We start from the raw sequence: 14795 nt of genomic DNA on the forward strand, positions 1-14795 counted from the left end.
GGCGGTTCCGGCGACGCCCGGCAGAATTTGCCTCAGAGGCAAAAAAATTGCCTCTGAGGCATTTTGCTGTCCCAATGGGGTGCATGAGCAAGCCCGAGAGCTCTCCTGCCGATCAGCTCCCCGATGTCGCACCGCGGCTGCGTGAACTGCGCCGCCGCGCGCGGCTCACCCTGGAGGCCGCCGCCCGTCGGGCCGGTCTCTCCCCGGCGCATCTGTCCCGACTGGAAACGGCGGCCCGGCAGCCTTCGCTGCCGATGCTGCTCTCCCTCGCCCGGATCTACGGTACGACGGTCTCCGAACTGCTCGGTGAGACACCGCCCGAGCGGGACCCGATCATCCGTGGCGGTTTCCGCGAGGCGGTGGAGGCGGACGGCTGGGCGTACCACACCGCGGGCGGCTCGGGACGTGCGATGCAGGCCCTGCGGATTCGGGTGCCGTACGGGGCGCAGCGCGACCTGGTGCGGGTCCATCCCGGCGAGGAGTGGCTCCACGTGCTGGCCGGGACGCTGCGGCTGACCCTCGGGGAGGCCGTCCACGAGCTCGCGCCCGGGGACAGCGCGCACTTCGACTCACTGACCCCGCACCGCATCGCCGCAGCCACCCGCGAGGGAACCGAGCTGCTCTTTGTGCACACGCTGCTGCAGAGCCCGGATCTGCACTACTGAACGAGGGAGACCTGTCATGTCCGTCAAGCACGAGGAGAAGAAGTTCCCCAGGGGCCTCGTCATCCGGCTTTTCGCCTACCTGGTGGCGGGGCACCTGTTCGCCGGATTCCTCTATCTGCTGTTCACGGTGGGTGGTCAGCAGTAGACGCGGGCAGCAGGGGAAGCCGTCAGCAGCGCAGCGGTCAGGACGGGTCGTCCAGCAGCCTGACGCGCAGCTTCTCCCGCGTCTCGGGGGTGACCCCCAGCCCCTCGGCAAGGTAGCGGTCGGTGGTGCCCCAGACCTCTTCCACGGTGGCGAAAGCCGCCGCCAGATACTCCCCGCGGGCCTCGAAGAGCGGGCTGAGCAGCTCCATGACCTCCGGTGACTTCGCGGCTGACGACGCGTCGCCGCGCTTCACCCGGTAACGCCGGTGCAGGTCGTTCGACTTCAGGTAGTCGGCCTCGATGGCGTCGCGTTCGACACCCACGGCCAGTAGCGAGATCGCTATCGAGACGCCTGCCCGGTCCTTGCCCGCCGCGCAGTGCATCAACGCCGGGACACTGTCCTCGGCGAGAGCGTGCAGCACCCGGCTGTGCTCGCCGGTGCGGGTCGTGATGATCGACCGGTAGGAGGCGGTCATCCGGTCCGCCGCCCTGCCGTTCCCGAGCACCTTGCGCAGGTCGTCGAGATGGCCGTCACGAACCATCTTCCAGAACTCCGAGCCGTCGGCCGGGTCGGTCAGCGGAATGTTCACATTGCGCACGCCGGGCAGCTCCACGTCCGGTCCGTCCAGGGCCTGATCGGCGGCATTGCGGAAGTCGAAGACCGTATGCAGTCCCAGGGTGGAGAGAAACGCGGCGTCGGCGGCGGTCGCGTGCGCGAGGTGACCGCTGCGGAACAGCCGGCCCTGCCGCACCCGCCGGCCGTCCACGGTCGGCAGGCCACCCACGTCGCGGAAATTGCGCACCCCGGTGAGCTCGGGCTCTGTCGACGGGACCTGCGGCAGTTGCTGCGTCACGGGAAGCTCCTCCGGGCGGATGCGATCGGGCCTGCGGCTTTGACGATACGACATCGCTTCCTGCCGGGGTCCGTGTGGTTCTCGCCGTGACCGCGGAGCCCCGGCTTCGCTTATTCCGGCAGTACGCAAACGGGCCGGGTGGCCTTTCTCACGGCCCGTCACCCCACCAATTCGGTCGCGCAGGTCATGTCGGGAGGTGCAGGATGAGCCTTTGTGGCAGACGATTCGGCAATCAAAAACAGGGACGTCATCGGGTCGTACGCGGCGATCGGCGACAGCTTCACCGAGGGAGTCGGTGACCCGGGACCCAACGGGACCTTCGTCGGCTGGGCCGACCGGCTCGCGGTACTTCTCGACGACCGCGTCCCCGAGCACACCTTCCGTTACGCGAACCTCGCCGTCCGCGGGCGCCTGCTGGACCAGATAGTCGACGAGCAGGTGCCGCGGGCCAAGGAACTGGCACCGGATCTGGTGAGTTTCTCCGCAGGCGGCAACGACATCATCCGGCCGGGCTCGGACCCGGACGACGCGGCGGAGCGATTCGAGCGTGCGCTGGCCGACCTGAGCGGCTCGGTCGGCACCGTGATGGTGACCACCGGCTTCGACACCCGCGGGGTCCCGGTCCTGCGCCATCTGCGCGGCAAGATCGCCACGTACAACGAACATGTCCGGGTGATCGCCGCCCGCCACGGCTGCCCGGTACTCGACCTCTGGTCGCTCAAGACCATCCAGGACAGGCGCGCCTGGGACGCCGACCGGCTGCACCTCTCGCCGGAAGGGCATACCAGGGTCGCGCTGCGCGCCGCCCAGGTGCTCGGTCTCGACGTGCCCGCGGACCCGGACCAGCCCTGGCCGCCGGAGCGGCCGCGCGGCTCGGCCGAGGTACGCCGCGACAACATCCACTGGGCCCGTGACCACCTGGTGCCGTGGATCGGGCGACGGCTGCGCGGCGAGTCGTCCGGCGATCATGTCGCGGCGAAACGTCCGGATCTGCTGCCGCTCTGAAGTCCCGGGACGAGCACCGTTCACTGCGCATTCGCCCCTCTGTCGTACCGGCCGCACATAATGGAGCGACAACGAACATCTGGAGGTCCCCGTGCCCGACTCCCGTTCTCTGCGTGCCCGGCTCCGCGCGATGCGGCCGGAAGGCTTCGGTGCGGACCCGGCCGGGGAGCGGATGGAGCGCATCCGACGCTCGCCGAACTTCGCCGACGGGACATTCCAGAATCCGGAGGGCAGCAGAACCGGCCAGTCCGGATCGATGCTGGAGTTCGCGAAGGTCTATTTCCGCAAGGACGAGCGGGTCCTGAGGGCCCCTGAGGGAAACGTTCCCGTCCATGCGACCACCATCGCCGATCTGGCCCAACCACCGGCCTCAGGTCTGCGGCTCACCTGGATGGGCCATTCCAGCGTCCTCGCGGAGATCGACGGGCGCCGGGTGCTGTTCGACCCGGTATGGGGTGAACGCTGCTCACCGTTCTCCTTCGCGGGGCCCAAGCGACTGCACCCCGTTCCGGTGCCGCTCGCCTCGCTCGGTGCCGTCGACGTCGTGGTGATCTCGCACGATCACTACGACCACCTCGACCTCCCCACCATCCGGGCGCTTGCGGGCACGGACACGGTCTTCGCTGTGCCGCTCGGAGTCGGCGCCCATCTGGAGCGCTGGGGGGTGGCGCCGGACCGGCTGCGCGAGCTGGACTGGAACGAGACCACCCAGGTGGCCGGGATCGCCCTCACCGCCACCCCGGCCCGGCACTTCTGTGGTCGCGGACTGCGCAACCAGCAGCACACGCTCTGGGCGTCCTGGGCTGTCCGAGGCCCCGAGCACCGGATCTACCACAGCGGTGACACCGGCTATTTCCCCGGTTTCAAGGACATCGGCGCTGTGCACGGACCCTTCGATGCCACCATGATCCAGATCGGTGCGTACAGCGAGTACCGGCCCAACAACGACCCGGACTCCCCGCCGCACCCCGGACCCTGGCCCGACATTCACATGACCCCCGATGAGGGGGTCACGGCCCAGCTCGACCTGCAACAGGGCCGGCCGTACGGCGTGCTGCTGCCGATCCACTGGGGGACGTTCAACCTGGCGCTCCACCCGTGGGCCGAGCCGGCCGAACGCACGCTGCACGCCGCACACAGGGTCGGCCAGGCCGTAGCGACTCCGGTCCCCGGCGAGCCGTTCGAGCCGGCCGCACTGCCACCGGCAACCCCCTGGTGGCGGGATGTCGCCGTTGCCGCGGCGGTGGGCTGGGCTCCTTGGCCGGCGATCGCCGAGGCGACGGTCAAAGACTCGGACCTGGTGGGCGAGGCATGAGCGGCGGGCGCAGGGGCATCCGGATTAAGGGCTACTAGGCCTCTTTTAAGCCTATGCTTGCCGCATGGCAGGCACCGAAGCACCAGCGCAGCGGCTCACCGCGAAGGGACTCGCCACCCGGGAGCGCATCGTTGAGGCGGCAGCGACGCTCATTTACCAGCACGGTGTGCAGAACACCAACAACGAAGCCATTCGCCGGGCCACCGGGGTGAGCGGGTCGCAGCTGAGCCGCCACTTCCCCACCAAGGAGAGCCTGGTCCGCGCGGTGATCGCCTGGCGGGCCGACTCGGTGATTCGCGCGCACCGGATCGCGCTCGGCAACCTCGACAGCTTCGCCGCGCTGCGGCTGTGGGCCGACTCCTGCATCGAGCGGGAGGACCTGTGTCGCGGCGGGTGTTCGTTCGGTTCACTCGCCAGTGAGGTGCTCAAGACAGGGCCGGAGGTCCGGGACGACCTCGCGGACGGCTTCGACCGCTGGGAGGACCTGTTCCGCGCCGGGCTGCGGGCGATGCGGGACGGCGGTGAGCTCAGTGCGGCGGCGGATCCCGAACAGCTCACGCATGTGCTGATGGCCGCGTTCCAGGGCGGAATGCTCCTCGGTCAGGCGGCAGCGAGCGTGGAGCCGCTGCGGGCGGCGTTGAACGGCGCGATCGCGTACATCGAAACGTTCGCAACCGGCCGGCCGGGCCTCACATTCCGAGTCTCCGGAGCGTCTTCTTCATGACAGCTGCTCCATGACGACGCAGGATTCCGCGGGGATCCACCGCACCGGGAGGACCGGGACGTGTACACGCGCCATGCGATCCGCGCTCGGCGAAGCGACCCTGGTCGCTTCGGACGGTGCCCTCACCGGTCTGTATTTTCCGCACCACTGGTACATGCCGTCCGAAGCGCAAGCGCATGCTCCTCGAACTGGAGGAGCCGGCGGCGGAGAAGTCGGCCAGGCTCTTCCGAGTGAGGGAAAATGAAGCAGCCCTTTGAACGGGTGGTCACCGAACACGCCGACACGGTGCTACGGGTGTGCCGGGCGGTCGCCGGCGTGCAGGACGCCGACGACGCCTGGTCGGAGACCTTTCTGGCCGCGATGCGCGCCTATCCGGACCTTCCGAACGACGCCCATGTCGAGGCGTGGCTGGTCACCATCGCTCATCGCAAGGCCGTCGACATCACCCGCAGCCGCCGACGGCAGGCCACTCCGGTGGGAGATCCGCCGGAACGGCCTTCGGCGACCGGTCTGCCGGACGCCGTCGACCCGGACCTCTGGAACGCCGTCGGGGCACTTCCCGAGAAGCAGCGCCAATGCGTCGCCTATCACCACTTCGCCGGTCTGCCGTACCGGGATGTCGCGGAGATCGTCGGCGGCACCGCGGACGCGGCGCGCAGAGCGGCTTCCGACGGCGTCAAGGCGCTGCGGACCGCCCTCGCGGGCACACACACGACCGCCCGGTCGGACCCGGCGTATGCGAAAGGGGTTTCCGCATGAAGGACAGCACCGATGAGACCGCCGCGGCCCTCGCGGCCCGGGCGTCGGCCGGTCCCGAGACGCTCGCCCGGCTGCACCATCGGCTGGAGGCGGCGGCCCGGCACGAGGGGCTCCTGGACGTGGCCTACACCACCATCGACACCCCGGTCGGCCCCCTGCTGCTCGCCTCCACCGCCAAGGGCCTGGTCCGTGTCGCCTACGCCGGCGAGGATCACGAGAAGGTGCTGGACGCCCTGGCGGACCGGCTGAGCCCCCGGGTGCTGCGGGCTCCGGGGCGACTGGACGACGCGGCGCGCGAGATCGACCAGTACTTCGCCGGGGAGCGCAAAACCTTCGAACTGGCCCTGGACCTGACCCTCTCGAGCGGATTCCGCCGACTGGTGCAGAGCCACCTGCCGGAGATCGCTTACGGACACACGCTGAGCTACGCGCAGGTCGCCCAACTCGTCGGCAGTCCCAAGGCGGTGCGCGCGGTCGGTACGGCCTGCGCGACCAATCCGCTTCCCGTCGTGCTGCCCTGCCACCGCGTGGTGCGCAGCGACGGTACGCAGGGAGGCTACGTGGGAGGCCCGGCCGCCAAGACCACGCTGCTGAACCTGGAGACCTGATATTATGGGCTGTCAAGCCCATTTTGGCTGAAATCTCGTGCTCGGAGGCTGGAGACATCATGACGACCACATCGACCGAGCGTGCGGTTCTCGCCGGTGGCTGCTTCTGGGGTATGCAGGACCTGATCCGCCGCTATCCGGGCGTGATCTCCACCCGCGTCGGCTACACGGGCGGTGACGTTCCCCATGCCACGTACCGCCACCACGGTACCCACGCCGAGGCGATCGAGATCCTCTTCGATCCACAGCGGACGACCTTCCGTACGCTGCTCGAGTTCTTCTTCCAGGTCCACGATCCGACCACACTGAACCGGCAGGGCGGGGACGTCGGCGCCAGCTACCGGTCGGCCATCTTCTGGACGAACGACGAGCAGAAGCGCGTGGCCCACGACACCATCGCCGATGTCGAGGCATCGGGGCTGTGGCCCGGCCGCGTGGTGACCGAAGTGGCGCCCGCCGGACCCTTCTGGGAAGCGGAACCCGAGCACCAGGACTACCTGGAGCGCTACCCGCAGGGGTACACCTGCCATTTCGTGCGCCCCGACTGGAAGCTTCCCCGCCGGGACGACGCCGCCGCGCAGTGAGGTCGGCGGCGGCGCGCTCCGCAGCGCAAACCGCGACATGACAGCAGCATAATTTTCGGGCGTGCGTGCGAACCCTCATACCAGAGCGGGACGCTGGGCGCGCAAGTTCGGCAACTGCACATCGAGCGTGACGGCGTGGCGACTACTGTGAGTGGCTGCTGATCAACAGGAAGACGCAACGCACGAGTTGGGTCCCTGTCGGTGAGCCCTGGTATCCCACGTACCGAGGACGCTGATGTCTCATCTTCGCGCACCCGCTGCGCGGACGGACCGCCCAGAAGGCGGACGGCACGGACGGACGGGCAACCGTTCCGTTCCGCCGGGCCCCCGCCCGGTCCCGTCCGCTCCCCGCCGACCCCGTTCCGTACCGCCGCCGCCCGAGGCACGTATACGGCCTCAGTTGCTGCGTGCCGCCGTGCTGCCGACCGTCGTCGCCGCGCTCAGCGGGACCGCCGCCGTCGTCTTCACCATCCACTCGGCCGGAGTCCACCCCTCGCCCGCCCTGCGCGGCGTCCTCGCCGCCTGCGCGGCGCTCGCGGCGGCCGCGATGGCCGCAGCCGCGCTCGGCGCCGACCGGGTGGCCCGCACGGTGCTCGACCGCTGCAACGCGCTGCGCCGCTCCATCGCGCTCGGCCAGGTGGACCTGCGGTCGGTGGTCGACCGGCTCAGGCGCGGAGAGGGGCCGCCCGCCGGACGTACGTCGCCGGTCGCCCCGGCGGGTGATGCCTTCGATCTGCTCGCCCGGGAAGTCGTCCGGGCCCAGGAGATCGCGGTGGCCTCCGTGGTACAGGCCTCCCAACTCTCCAGCAGCGCGGGCGACGAACAGAAGGTCGAGGTCTTCGTCAACCTCGCACGCCGGCTGCAGTCCCTGGTGCACCGGGAGATCCAGCTGCTCGACGAGTTGGAGAACCAGGTCGAGGACCCGGAGCTGCTCAAGGGTCTCTTCCACGTCGACCATCTCGCCACCCGGATCCGCCGGCATGCGGAGAATCTCGCCGTCCTCGGAGGTGCGATCTCCCGGCGCCAGTGGTCCAACCCGGTCACACTGACCGAGGTGCTGCGCTCCGCCATCGCCGAGGTCGAGCAGTACCCGCGGGTCAAACTCGTGCCGCCGATCGACGGCACGCTGCGCGGCCATGCCGTCGCCGATGTGATTCACCTGCTGGCCGAACTCGTCGAGAACGCCACGGTGTTCTCGGCCCCGCAGAGCCAGGTGCTGCTGCGCGCGCAGTACGTCACATCCGGGCTCGCCGTCGAGGTCGAGGACCGCGGTCTGGGCATGTCGGTCACCGAGGCGGGCAAGATGAACGCCCTGCTCGCCGACCCCGACCAGGTCAACGTCGGACGCCTCCTCCAGGACGGGCGGATCGGCCTCTACGTGGTCTCGGCCCTGGCTCGCCGGCACGGGATCTCGGTCAGACTGCAGACCAACATCTACGGCGGTGTGCAGGCCGTGCTCGTACTGCCCGCCGGACTGCTCGGCACCGACCAGAACGGGCTCCAGCCGGCAGCCGTCGGCACTCCGCAGCCGGCCGCCCAGTCGGAGACTCAGCCGTATCCACCGCAGCAGACCGTGCCGCAGCCGCGGCCCCCCGAGCCGTTGGACGAGCTGTCCGCGCCGCTCGCGGCTCCCCCTGCGCCCCTGCCGGTACGGGAGGCCCAGGGCGAGCGGCCCAATCCGGCCGCCGCCCTCCCGGGCGCCCAGTACGGCCCCCCGCAGGACACCGAGCCACCCTCTCCGGCGACGCGCTCCCTGCCACTCCGTCCCGAGCTGCCCAGACGTCACAGCCAGCAGCACCTGGTTCCCCAGCTGCGGGACGCGCCCGCCGCGCGCTCCGCGGACGAGCACCCCGCCGTCCACGACCCCGGGCTGGTGGCTGCGTTCCAGCGCGGCATCAGCCTCGCCGAGGCGCAGCCGGAGCGGGAGCCCGACGACGGGCGGATCGACGGCCCGCAGCCTGACGACGACACCTTCAAGGAGTAGATGCCCCATGGTGAGCGATGTGCCGACCGGACATGCGTCCGACCTCGACTGGCTGCTGAGCGGGCTGGTCCAGCGTGTCCCCTTCACCCGCAACGCCGTCCTGCTCTCCGCCGACGGGCTGGTGAAATCCGTGCACGGGCTCGATGCCGACAGCGCCGACCACATGGCGGCGCTCGCCTCCGGCCTGTACTCCCTCGGCCGCAGTGCGGGCGCACGGTTCGGCGACAACGGCGAGGTCCGCCAAGTGGTGGTCGAACTCGACTCGACCCTGCTGTTCGTCTCGACCGCGGGCTCGGGTACCTGCCTCGCCGTGCTGGCCGGCCGTGAGACGGACGCGGCGGTACTCGGCTACGAAATGGCGATGCTGGTCAAGAGCGTCCGGCCGTACCTGGTGACGCCGGCCCGCCTGCGGGCCGGCGCATCGAGTGCCACGGGGCGCTGAGCGTGCCATTTCCGCAGGACAGCCCCTGGCTGGACGAGGCGGCCGGCCGGCTGATCCGCCCGTACGCCGTGAGCAACGGCCGCACCCGCCCGACAGCCGAACTCGACCTGCTCTCCCAGGTGATGGCGACCGGATCGGTGTTGCCCGGACACCTCGGACCTGAACACACCCAGGCGCGGGGGCTGTGCGAACGGCCCACCTCGGTGGCGGAGATCGCAGCCCATCTGCGGCTGCCCGTCGTCGTCACGAAAGTGCTGCTGTCCGACCTGATGGACTGCGGGGCGGTCACCACGCGTGCGCCCCGCTCGGACGAAGAAACCACCGACCTTTCCTTGCTGGAGGCAGTGCTCGATGGCCTACGACGACGGCTCTGATCTCTTTCCCACCGCATTGAAGATCCTCGTCGCGGGCGGTTTCGGGGTCGGTAAGACGACCTTCGTGGGCGCGGTCAGCGAGATCTCACCGCTGAGCACCGAGGAGATGCTCACCCAGGCGGGGGAACAGACGGACAGTCTGGAGGGGGTCGAGTCCAAGGCCACGACCACCGTCGCCATGGACTTCGGGCGGATCACCCTCGACGCGCACCACGTGCTCTACCTCTTCGGGACACCGGGGCAGGAGCGCTTCTGGTTCCTGTGGGACGAGCTGTCCGCGGGCGCGCTCGGTGCTGTGGTGCTGGCCGACACCCGCCGCCTGGTGGAGTGCTTCGGAGCCATCGACTTCTTCGAGCAGCGCGGCATCGGCTTCGTGGTCGCCGTCAACGAGTTCGACGGCGCGTTCCGCTACGGACCGGAGGAGGTCCGATCCGCCCTGGACCTCAAGCCCGACATTCCGGTGGTGCTCTGTGATGCCCGCATCGCCAGTTCGGGGATCCGCACGCTCGTCACGCTCGTGGGGCATCTGCTCGACACCACACCGGCCACCAACGAGGGAGCCCACCCATGACCTATGACCCGACGTGCCGACTGCTGCTGACCCCGGTGGACCAGGAAGCGCCCGCCAGGGCAAGGAGGTTACGCAGGCTGGGCCTCGGAGAGCGAAGGGACGAGGCATTCGACGCGTTCGCGCAACGGCTGGCCGAGGCGACCCGGGCGCCTTACTCGATGGTCAACTTCATCGATGAGAACCGGCAGTTCTTCGCGGGCCTGCACACCCCCACCGGTACCTACACCGGCAGCGACCTGAGTGCGGTGGCCGCGGCGGGCGGGATCCACCGCATCATGGCCCGGGACCACGGCTACTGCCCACACGTGGTGGCCCGCCGGAAGGCGCTGGTCCTGGAGGACGTGTGCGACTACCCGCGCTTCGCCGGGAACCCGGTGGTCGACGAGATCGGCATCCGCTCCTACCTGGGGGCCCCGCTGATCGACCGGACCGGCATCGCGCTGGGCGCGGTCTGCGTGGTCGACACCGTGCCGAGGCAGTGGGGACTCGCCGGACTCGAGACCATCAAGGCCGCGGCGGCGGAACTGGTCGCGCAGATCCACCGCCGCGAGGGCGGTGGTATCTGAACACAGGTCAGCAGGCCGCCCGCAGGAATTCCGTGATGCGCCGCCGCAGCGATTCCGCGTCGAGGCCGTGAGCTGCGGCGTGCTCATCGATCCCCCCGTAGCGCCGCAGCTCACGCCGGCCGACCCCGAGCCCCAGCACCCGGTGCGGAAGGCCGGCCAGCGCGTCGTTGGCGGCGGCCGTCGACGTACCCGCAAGGTACGGCTCGACGAGCACCACATCGGCCCGGTCGGGGGCAGCCGCGGCCCACCGCAGCGCCGCCCGGTCGAAGGGCCGCACCGTCGCGGCGTACAGCACGGTGACATCCAGCCCCTCGGTCGCCCCGAGTACGGCGTCCAGCATCGGGCCGACGGCGATCACCACCCCTCCGTGTCCCTCCCGCAGGGTGAGGAATCCGCTGCCGGCGACCGGGCGCGACTGCCGATTGGCCTGCACCGACAGTCGTACGTACGCCCGGTCGTCCCCGGCCACAGCATGCCGCAGCAGCGTCTCGGCCTCGTCGGGGTGGCCCGGGACATGTACGGTCCAGCCGTCCAGGGTGTCCAGCAGCGTCACATCGCCGGGGGACATGTGGGTGAAGCCGCCCGCGGGCCAGTCGTACGAGGCGCCGGCGCTCACCAGCACCCCGCCCACTCCCTGATGCCCGAGGTCCAGTTTCACCTGCTCGAAGGGGCGCTCGACAAGAAAGCTCGCGAAGGTGTGCATGATCGGGCGCATACCGGTCAGCGCCATCCCGGCGCCCGCACCGATCAGCAGCTGCTCCCGGATCCCCACATTGACCACCCGGTCGGGGTGCTTCTCGGCCGCTCCGAGGAATGCGTCACCGGTGATCTCGGCCAGCACCAGGGCGACCCGTGGGTCCTCGTCCAGCAGCCGGGACGTGGTGGATACGAAGCGTTCACGCATGGTGTTCATGACAGGTTCTCCCTCTCTCTAGCGGGCGTTCTGGGGTGTGACGGCGTTCTTCGGCTCGACTCGGGCGATCACGGCGTGCGGCCTGCCCGGATGCGGTGCGGTGAAGGCCGCGTACAGCTCCGCGTGGTCCCTCCCGTTCGCGGACCGGGTGGACCAGCCCGCCGCGGCGAACCGGTCGGCGATGCCGCCCGGCCTGCCGTATCGCGCGGAGGCGTTGTCGATCACCACCGCGTGCAACTGTTCGAGTCCGGCGGGGCCGGCGTAGGCAACGGCCTCGTGCACGGATCCTTCGTCGAGCTCCGCGTCGCCGATCAGCACCCAGACCCGGGACCCGGTCAGTCCCTGCGCCCGCAAGCCCAGGGCGGTGCCCACGCCGAGTGGCAGGCCGTGCCCGAGGGATCCGCTGCCGATCTCCGCGCCGGGTACGAGCAGCCGGTCCGGATGGTGTCCGAGGGGGGAGTCGTACGAGCCGAAGCCGGCCAGCAGGTCCTCGGCAAGGAAACCCTTCGCGGCGAGGACGGCGTAGAACGCCATCGGGCCGTGCCCCTTCGACAGCAGGAAGCGGTCCCGGTCGGGCGCGTCGACGGTCTCCGGGGTCACCCGGAGCACCCGGTCGTAGAGCACCCAGAGCGCGTCCAGGGTGGACGTCGCCGCGGGACCGTGTTTTTCGTCGCCCGTCATCAGGGCCATCAGTCGGTTCAGGTCCTTGGTCATGCGGCCGACGATCCAACATCAAGCGCGGTTGAGGTCAAGCGGTCTCGGTCGGCGCCGGAGCGGGATGACGTTCGTGATCACCCGCCCGAGTGCGGTATTGTTTCGGTGCGCGTTCGGCCGGGGGCTTCCCTGGTCGCGCGGGTATCGGGACGTGGCGCAGCTTGGTAGCGCACTTGACTGGGGGTCAAGGGGTCGCAGGTTCAAATCCTGTCGTCCCGACTCGTGAGAGTCGCAGGTCAGGGCCGGCTTCGGAGGTATTCGAGGTCGGCCCTTGATCATTTTGGGCACACCAGGTGGGGACCGGCGTCCGTGGCCGGCGTCCGTGGGTGACGACGATCGGGCTCGGCGGAGAGTACGGGGCGCGCGGCACGCTGAGGGGCGCCGTGAGCTCTGTGCCGGTGATGGGCAGCGGGGTGTCGGTGATGGGCGGCGGGCCGGCCTCGGCAGCCGGACAGTAACCGACCGTGCGACCGGTCAGCGACACGTACGGCAGGTCGGCATGATCGCCACCCGGGCGCACTCACGGTCGGCCACGAGCAGCGCGGGCAGTTGCTGCCCGGCATCAGCCGGGCGGCGGCCAGGGCGTTGCTGACCGCCGGCCGATGACAGGACCGGCCGCACCCCGTCCGGAAGAGGTGGACTTCGGCGCCGGGTGGCGGCCGCCCTTGGCGAAGGTGGAAGCCGCCGCGACCCCGAGCAGCAGCCCCAGCTGTCGGCCAGGGCCGGTGTGCGCCCACGCGAGGGAGGTGCTGCGGAGACGCGCAGGCGGAGCCCCCGCGCTGCAGCGACCGGCTTCCGGGTGCCCGGCGGGGCCACATGGAGTACCCGCAAGGACGTGCTGTATGCCCTTCCCTCTCTTGTCCCGCGCCACCGATGTCACCTAGACAGGGACCTCTATGCGAAGCGAAGTGCCGAAGGAGTGGGTGCGTGCAGAAGCGGAAGCAGGATGTGAGCGTTGCGCAGCGGCAGGGAAGTGAGCTGCGCGGGCCCGCCGCTCTGCCGCGCCCCCGGGACTCCAGGGAAGCGGCCGCTTTCGCTGCCCGGCTACCGGGCGGGCAGTCGCCGGCGGCCGTCATGGCGCTGCAGCGTTCCGTGGGCAACGCCGCGGTAGCCCGCATGCTGGAGGTGCAGCGGCATGTTCACGGGGCATCCTGCGGTCATCGCGAGGCCCCGCCGGAGGAGGCTCCGGTGCAGCGCCGGATGGCCGTGCACGACGTACTGAACCTGCCAGGCCGGCCCCTGCCCGGGCCACAGCAGCACGACATGGAGGCGCGGTTCGGCGGCGTCGACTTCAGCGACGTACGGATTCATGACAACACGGCCGCGAAGAAGTCGGCGCAGGAGATCGGGGCCCGCGCCTATACCTCCGGCAGCCACATCGTCCTCGGTGAGGGCGGCAGCGACCGTCATACGCTCGCCCACGAACTCACGCATGTGGTCCAGCAGCGGCAGGGTCCCGTCTCGGGTACGGACAACGGCAACGGGTTGAAGGTCTCCGATCCGTCCGACCGGTACGAGGTCGCCGCGGAGGAAAACGCCCGGCGCGTCATGTCCGGGGGCGCCCCGGCCACCGGGCACGCGTTCCAGCGGGCGATGGCCGGCGACACGGGGCCCGCGCCCACGGTGCAACGCCGCAAACCCTCGGCCGGCGCCCCCACGGAGCACTACGCGGCCAAGGCCCAGGAACACCCCGAATGGCGCGTGTTCCAGAGGCTGATGCAGCAGGGCGGATTCCCGGCGGACGTGATCGAGAGCGCCTGGCAGCTTCTGCTGGGTGGGGTCCTCGAACAGGATGAGCTGAACCGGCAGTCCGCGGACGAATCAATCGACCCCGCGGAGCGCCGGAAGCTCCGGGCCTCGAACACCTGGTACCGGGAACTCGTGAATCTGGTGGGTGACCATCTGAAGATCACCACCCCTACCCTGGCCCTCTGGTCGGGCGGCTTCGACGTGAGTGTCTACGCACACGGGAAGGGACACACCTCGTTGGAGTTCACCCGACTCGGGAAGGTCGTGGACCAGTTGGAGCTGCACGCCAACTGGAAGCTCCAGGCGCCGCTGTGGAACGTCCTCTCCACCGCATTCGTCGAGCGCGCGACAGGCCCGGTGCACGTGTTCCTGCGGGCCTACAACCCCGACAGCGTCCTGATCGCGCAGGAGATCCCCCAACTACGCAAGCTCCAGCGGCTCAATCCCGCCGTCACCCTCATGTGGCATCCGCTCTACACCACGCCTGACGGAAAGATCAAGGAAATCTCCGAGGGTTTGCAGCTCACCGATAACGCGGAATACCGCAGCCGCGACAAGTGCGTGAGCGTGATGTACCACTACCTGATGCGTTTTCACGACGAGAGCAACGGTAAGGCGTCGATGGCGTACGGCGAGATGAACGAACTCCTCGCGAAGAACGTCAATCCGAAGGCGGACGCGGTCTAGGAACGCGGTAACGGTCGGATCCGCGCAACGTTTCGAGCGACTGCGAGGGTCCGATCGCTGACCTCATCCGTCGCGTCCCCGGAAGCCAGCCCCGGCACCGCATGCCGATGATCGCCCGGAGCGTCGTTCCGCACGCC

At 69.8% G+C, this 14795-nt stretch carries 17 protein-coding genes and 1 tRNA gene; 15 read left to right on the forward strand and 3 right to left on the reverse strand.

The genetic code is table 11. The annotated features are described in order from the left end of the window. The first annotated feature begins 83 nt into the window (after window positions 1-83). Window positions 84-665, forward strand: a complete 582-nt coding sequence (locus tag AB0M87_RS21740) for an XRE family transcriptional regulator (protein WP_365855302.1) — start codon at window positions 84-86, stop codon at window positions 663-665. A 16-nt stretch (window positions 666-681) separates the two neighbouring features. Further along, a complete protein-coding gene (locus AB0M87_RS21745; protein ID WP_365855304.1) occupies window positions 682-810 on the forward strand; it encodes a DUF6126 family protein in 129 nt (42 codons plus the stop codon). A gap of 37 nt (window positions 811-847) precedes the next feature. Here the strand turns inward: AB0M87_RS21745 and AB0M87_RS21750 are convergent, their stop codons facing one another. Further along, window positions 848-1663, reverse strand: coding sequence for a tyrosine-protein phosphatase (locus tag AB0M87_RS21750; protein WP_365855306.1), 816 nt, complete (start codon window positions 1661-1663; stop codon window positions 848-850). Window positions 1664-1876: 213 nt separating this feature from the next. On the opposite strand from AB0M87_RS21750, the gene AB0M87_RS21755 reads away from it, so the two are divergent. From AB0M87_RS21755 to AB0M87_RS21805, 11 genes are all read left to right on the forward strand, one after another. After that, a complete protein-coding gene (locus AB0M87_RS21755; RefSeq protein ID WP_365855308.1) occupies window positions 1877-2668 on the forward strand; it encodes an SGNH/GDSL hydrolase family protein in 792 nt (263 codons plus the stop codon). A gap of 130 nt (window positions 2669-2798) precedes the next feature. After that, the gene (locus AB0M87_RS21760; RefSeq protein WP_365855422.1) at window positions 2799-3983 is read left to right on the forward strand and encodes an MBL fold metallo-hydrolase; all 1185 of its coding nucleotides are present in this window, start codon (window positions 2799-2801) and stop codon (window positions 3981-3983) included. Window positions 3984-4047: 64 nt separating this feature from the next. Next, the gene (locus AB0M87_RS21765) at window positions 4048-4707 is read left to right on the forward strand and encodes a TetR family transcriptional regulator C-terminal domain-containing protein (protein WP_365855310.1); all 660 of its coding nucleotides are present in this window, start codon (window positions 4048-4050) and stop codon (window positions 4705-4707) included. Window positions 4708-4947: 240 nt separating this feature from the next. Continuing rightward, window positions 4948-5466, forward strand: a complete 519-nt coding sequence (locus tag AB0M87_RS21770) for an RNA polymerase sigma factor (RefSeq protein ID WP_365855312.1) — start codon at window positions 4948-4950, stop codon at window positions 5464-5466. Next, entirely contained in the window at window positions 5463-6074 is a 612-nt protein-coding gene (locus AB0M87_RS21775) for a methylated-DNA--[protein]-cysteine S-methyltransferase (protein ID WP_365855314.1), read from the forward strand. Before AB0M87_RS21770 ends, AB0M87_RS21775 begins: the two co-directional genes overlap by 4 nt. 59 nt (window positions 6075-6133) lie before the next feature. After that, window positions 6134-6658 (forward strand): peptide-methionine (S)-S-oxide reductase MsrA, encoded by a 525-nt coding sequence (gene msrA, locus AB0M87_RS21780; RefSeq protein ID WP_365855316.1) that lies wholly within the window; start codon window positions 6134-6136, stop codon window positions 6656-6658. A 235-nt stretch (window positions 6659-6893) separates the two neighbouring features. Continuing rightward, on the forward strand, window positions 6894-8642 hold the full coding sequence (locus AB0M87_RS21785) for an ATP-binding protein (protein WP_365855318.1): 1749 nt from the start codon (window positions 6894-6896) through the stop codon (window positions 8640-8642). A 7-nt stretch (window positions 8643-8649) separates the two neighbouring features. Beyond that, complete coding sequence (locus AB0M87_RS21790; protein WP_365855320.1) at window positions 8650-9084, forward strand: roadblock/LC7 domain-containing protein; 435 nt, start codon at window positions 8650-8652, stop codon at window positions 9082-9084. A 2-nt stretch (window positions 9085-9086) separates the two neighbouring features. Further along, on the forward strand, window positions 9087-9458 hold the full coding sequence (locus AB0M87_RS21795; RefSeq protein WP_365855322.1) for a DUF742 domain-containing protein: 372 nt from the start codon (window positions 9087-9089) through the stop codon (window positions 9456-9458). Beyond that, on the forward strand, window positions 9436-10029 hold the full coding sequence (locus AB0M87_RS21800; protein WP_365855324.1) for an ATP/GTP-binding protein: 594 nt from the start codon (window positions 9436-9438) through the stop codon (window positions 10027-10029). Before AB0M87_RS21795 ends, AB0M87_RS21800 begins: the two co-directional genes overlap by 23 nt. Then, entirely contained in the window at window positions 10026-10595 is a 570-nt protein-coding gene (locus AB0M87_RS21805; protein WP_365855326.1) for a GAF domain-containing protein, read from the forward strand. Before AB0M87_RS21800 ends, AB0M87_RS21805 begins: the two co-directional genes overlap by 4 nt. A 7-nt stretch (window positions 10596-10602) precedes the next feature. Here AB0M87_RS21805 and AB0M87_RS21810 read toward each other — a convergent pair whose 3' ends face one another. Together AB0M87_RS21810 and AB0M87_RS21815 are read right to left on the reverse strand one after the other, a co-directional pair. Further along, on the reverse strand, window positions 10603-11508 hold the full coding sequence (locus AB0M87_RS21810; protein ID WP_365855328.1) for a transketolase: 906 nt from the start codon (window positions 11506-11508) through the stop codon (window positions 10603-10605). Between the two features lie 18 nt (window positions 11509-11526). Then, window positions 11527-12222: a transketolase gene (locus AB0M87_RS21815; protein ID WP_365855330.1), complete on the reverse strand. Its 696-nt coding sequence runs from the start codon at window positions 12220-12222 to the stop codon at window positions 11527-11529. Window positions 12223-12367: 145 nt separating this feature from the next. On the opposite strand from AB0M87_RS21815, the gene AB0M87_RS21820 reads away from it, so the two are divergent. Continuing rightward, window positions 12368-12441, forward strand: a tRNA-Pro gene (locus AB0M87_RS21820). A gap of 855 nt (window positions 12442-13296) precedes the next feature. After that, window positions 13297-14658: a DUF4157 domain-containing protein gene (locus tag AB0M87_RS21825; protein ID WP_365855424.1), complete on the forward strand. Its 1362-nt coding sequence runs from the start codon at window positions 13297-13299 to the stop codon at window positions 14656-14658. Window positions 14659-14795: the final 137 nt, after the last annotated feature.

Origin of the sequence: Streptomyces sp. NPDC051320 (assembly GCF_040682175.1) — a bacterium.
In the GTDB taxonomy this organism is placed as follows: domain Bacteria; phylum Actinomycetota; class Actinomycetes; order Streptomycetales; family Streptomycetaceae; genus Streptomyces.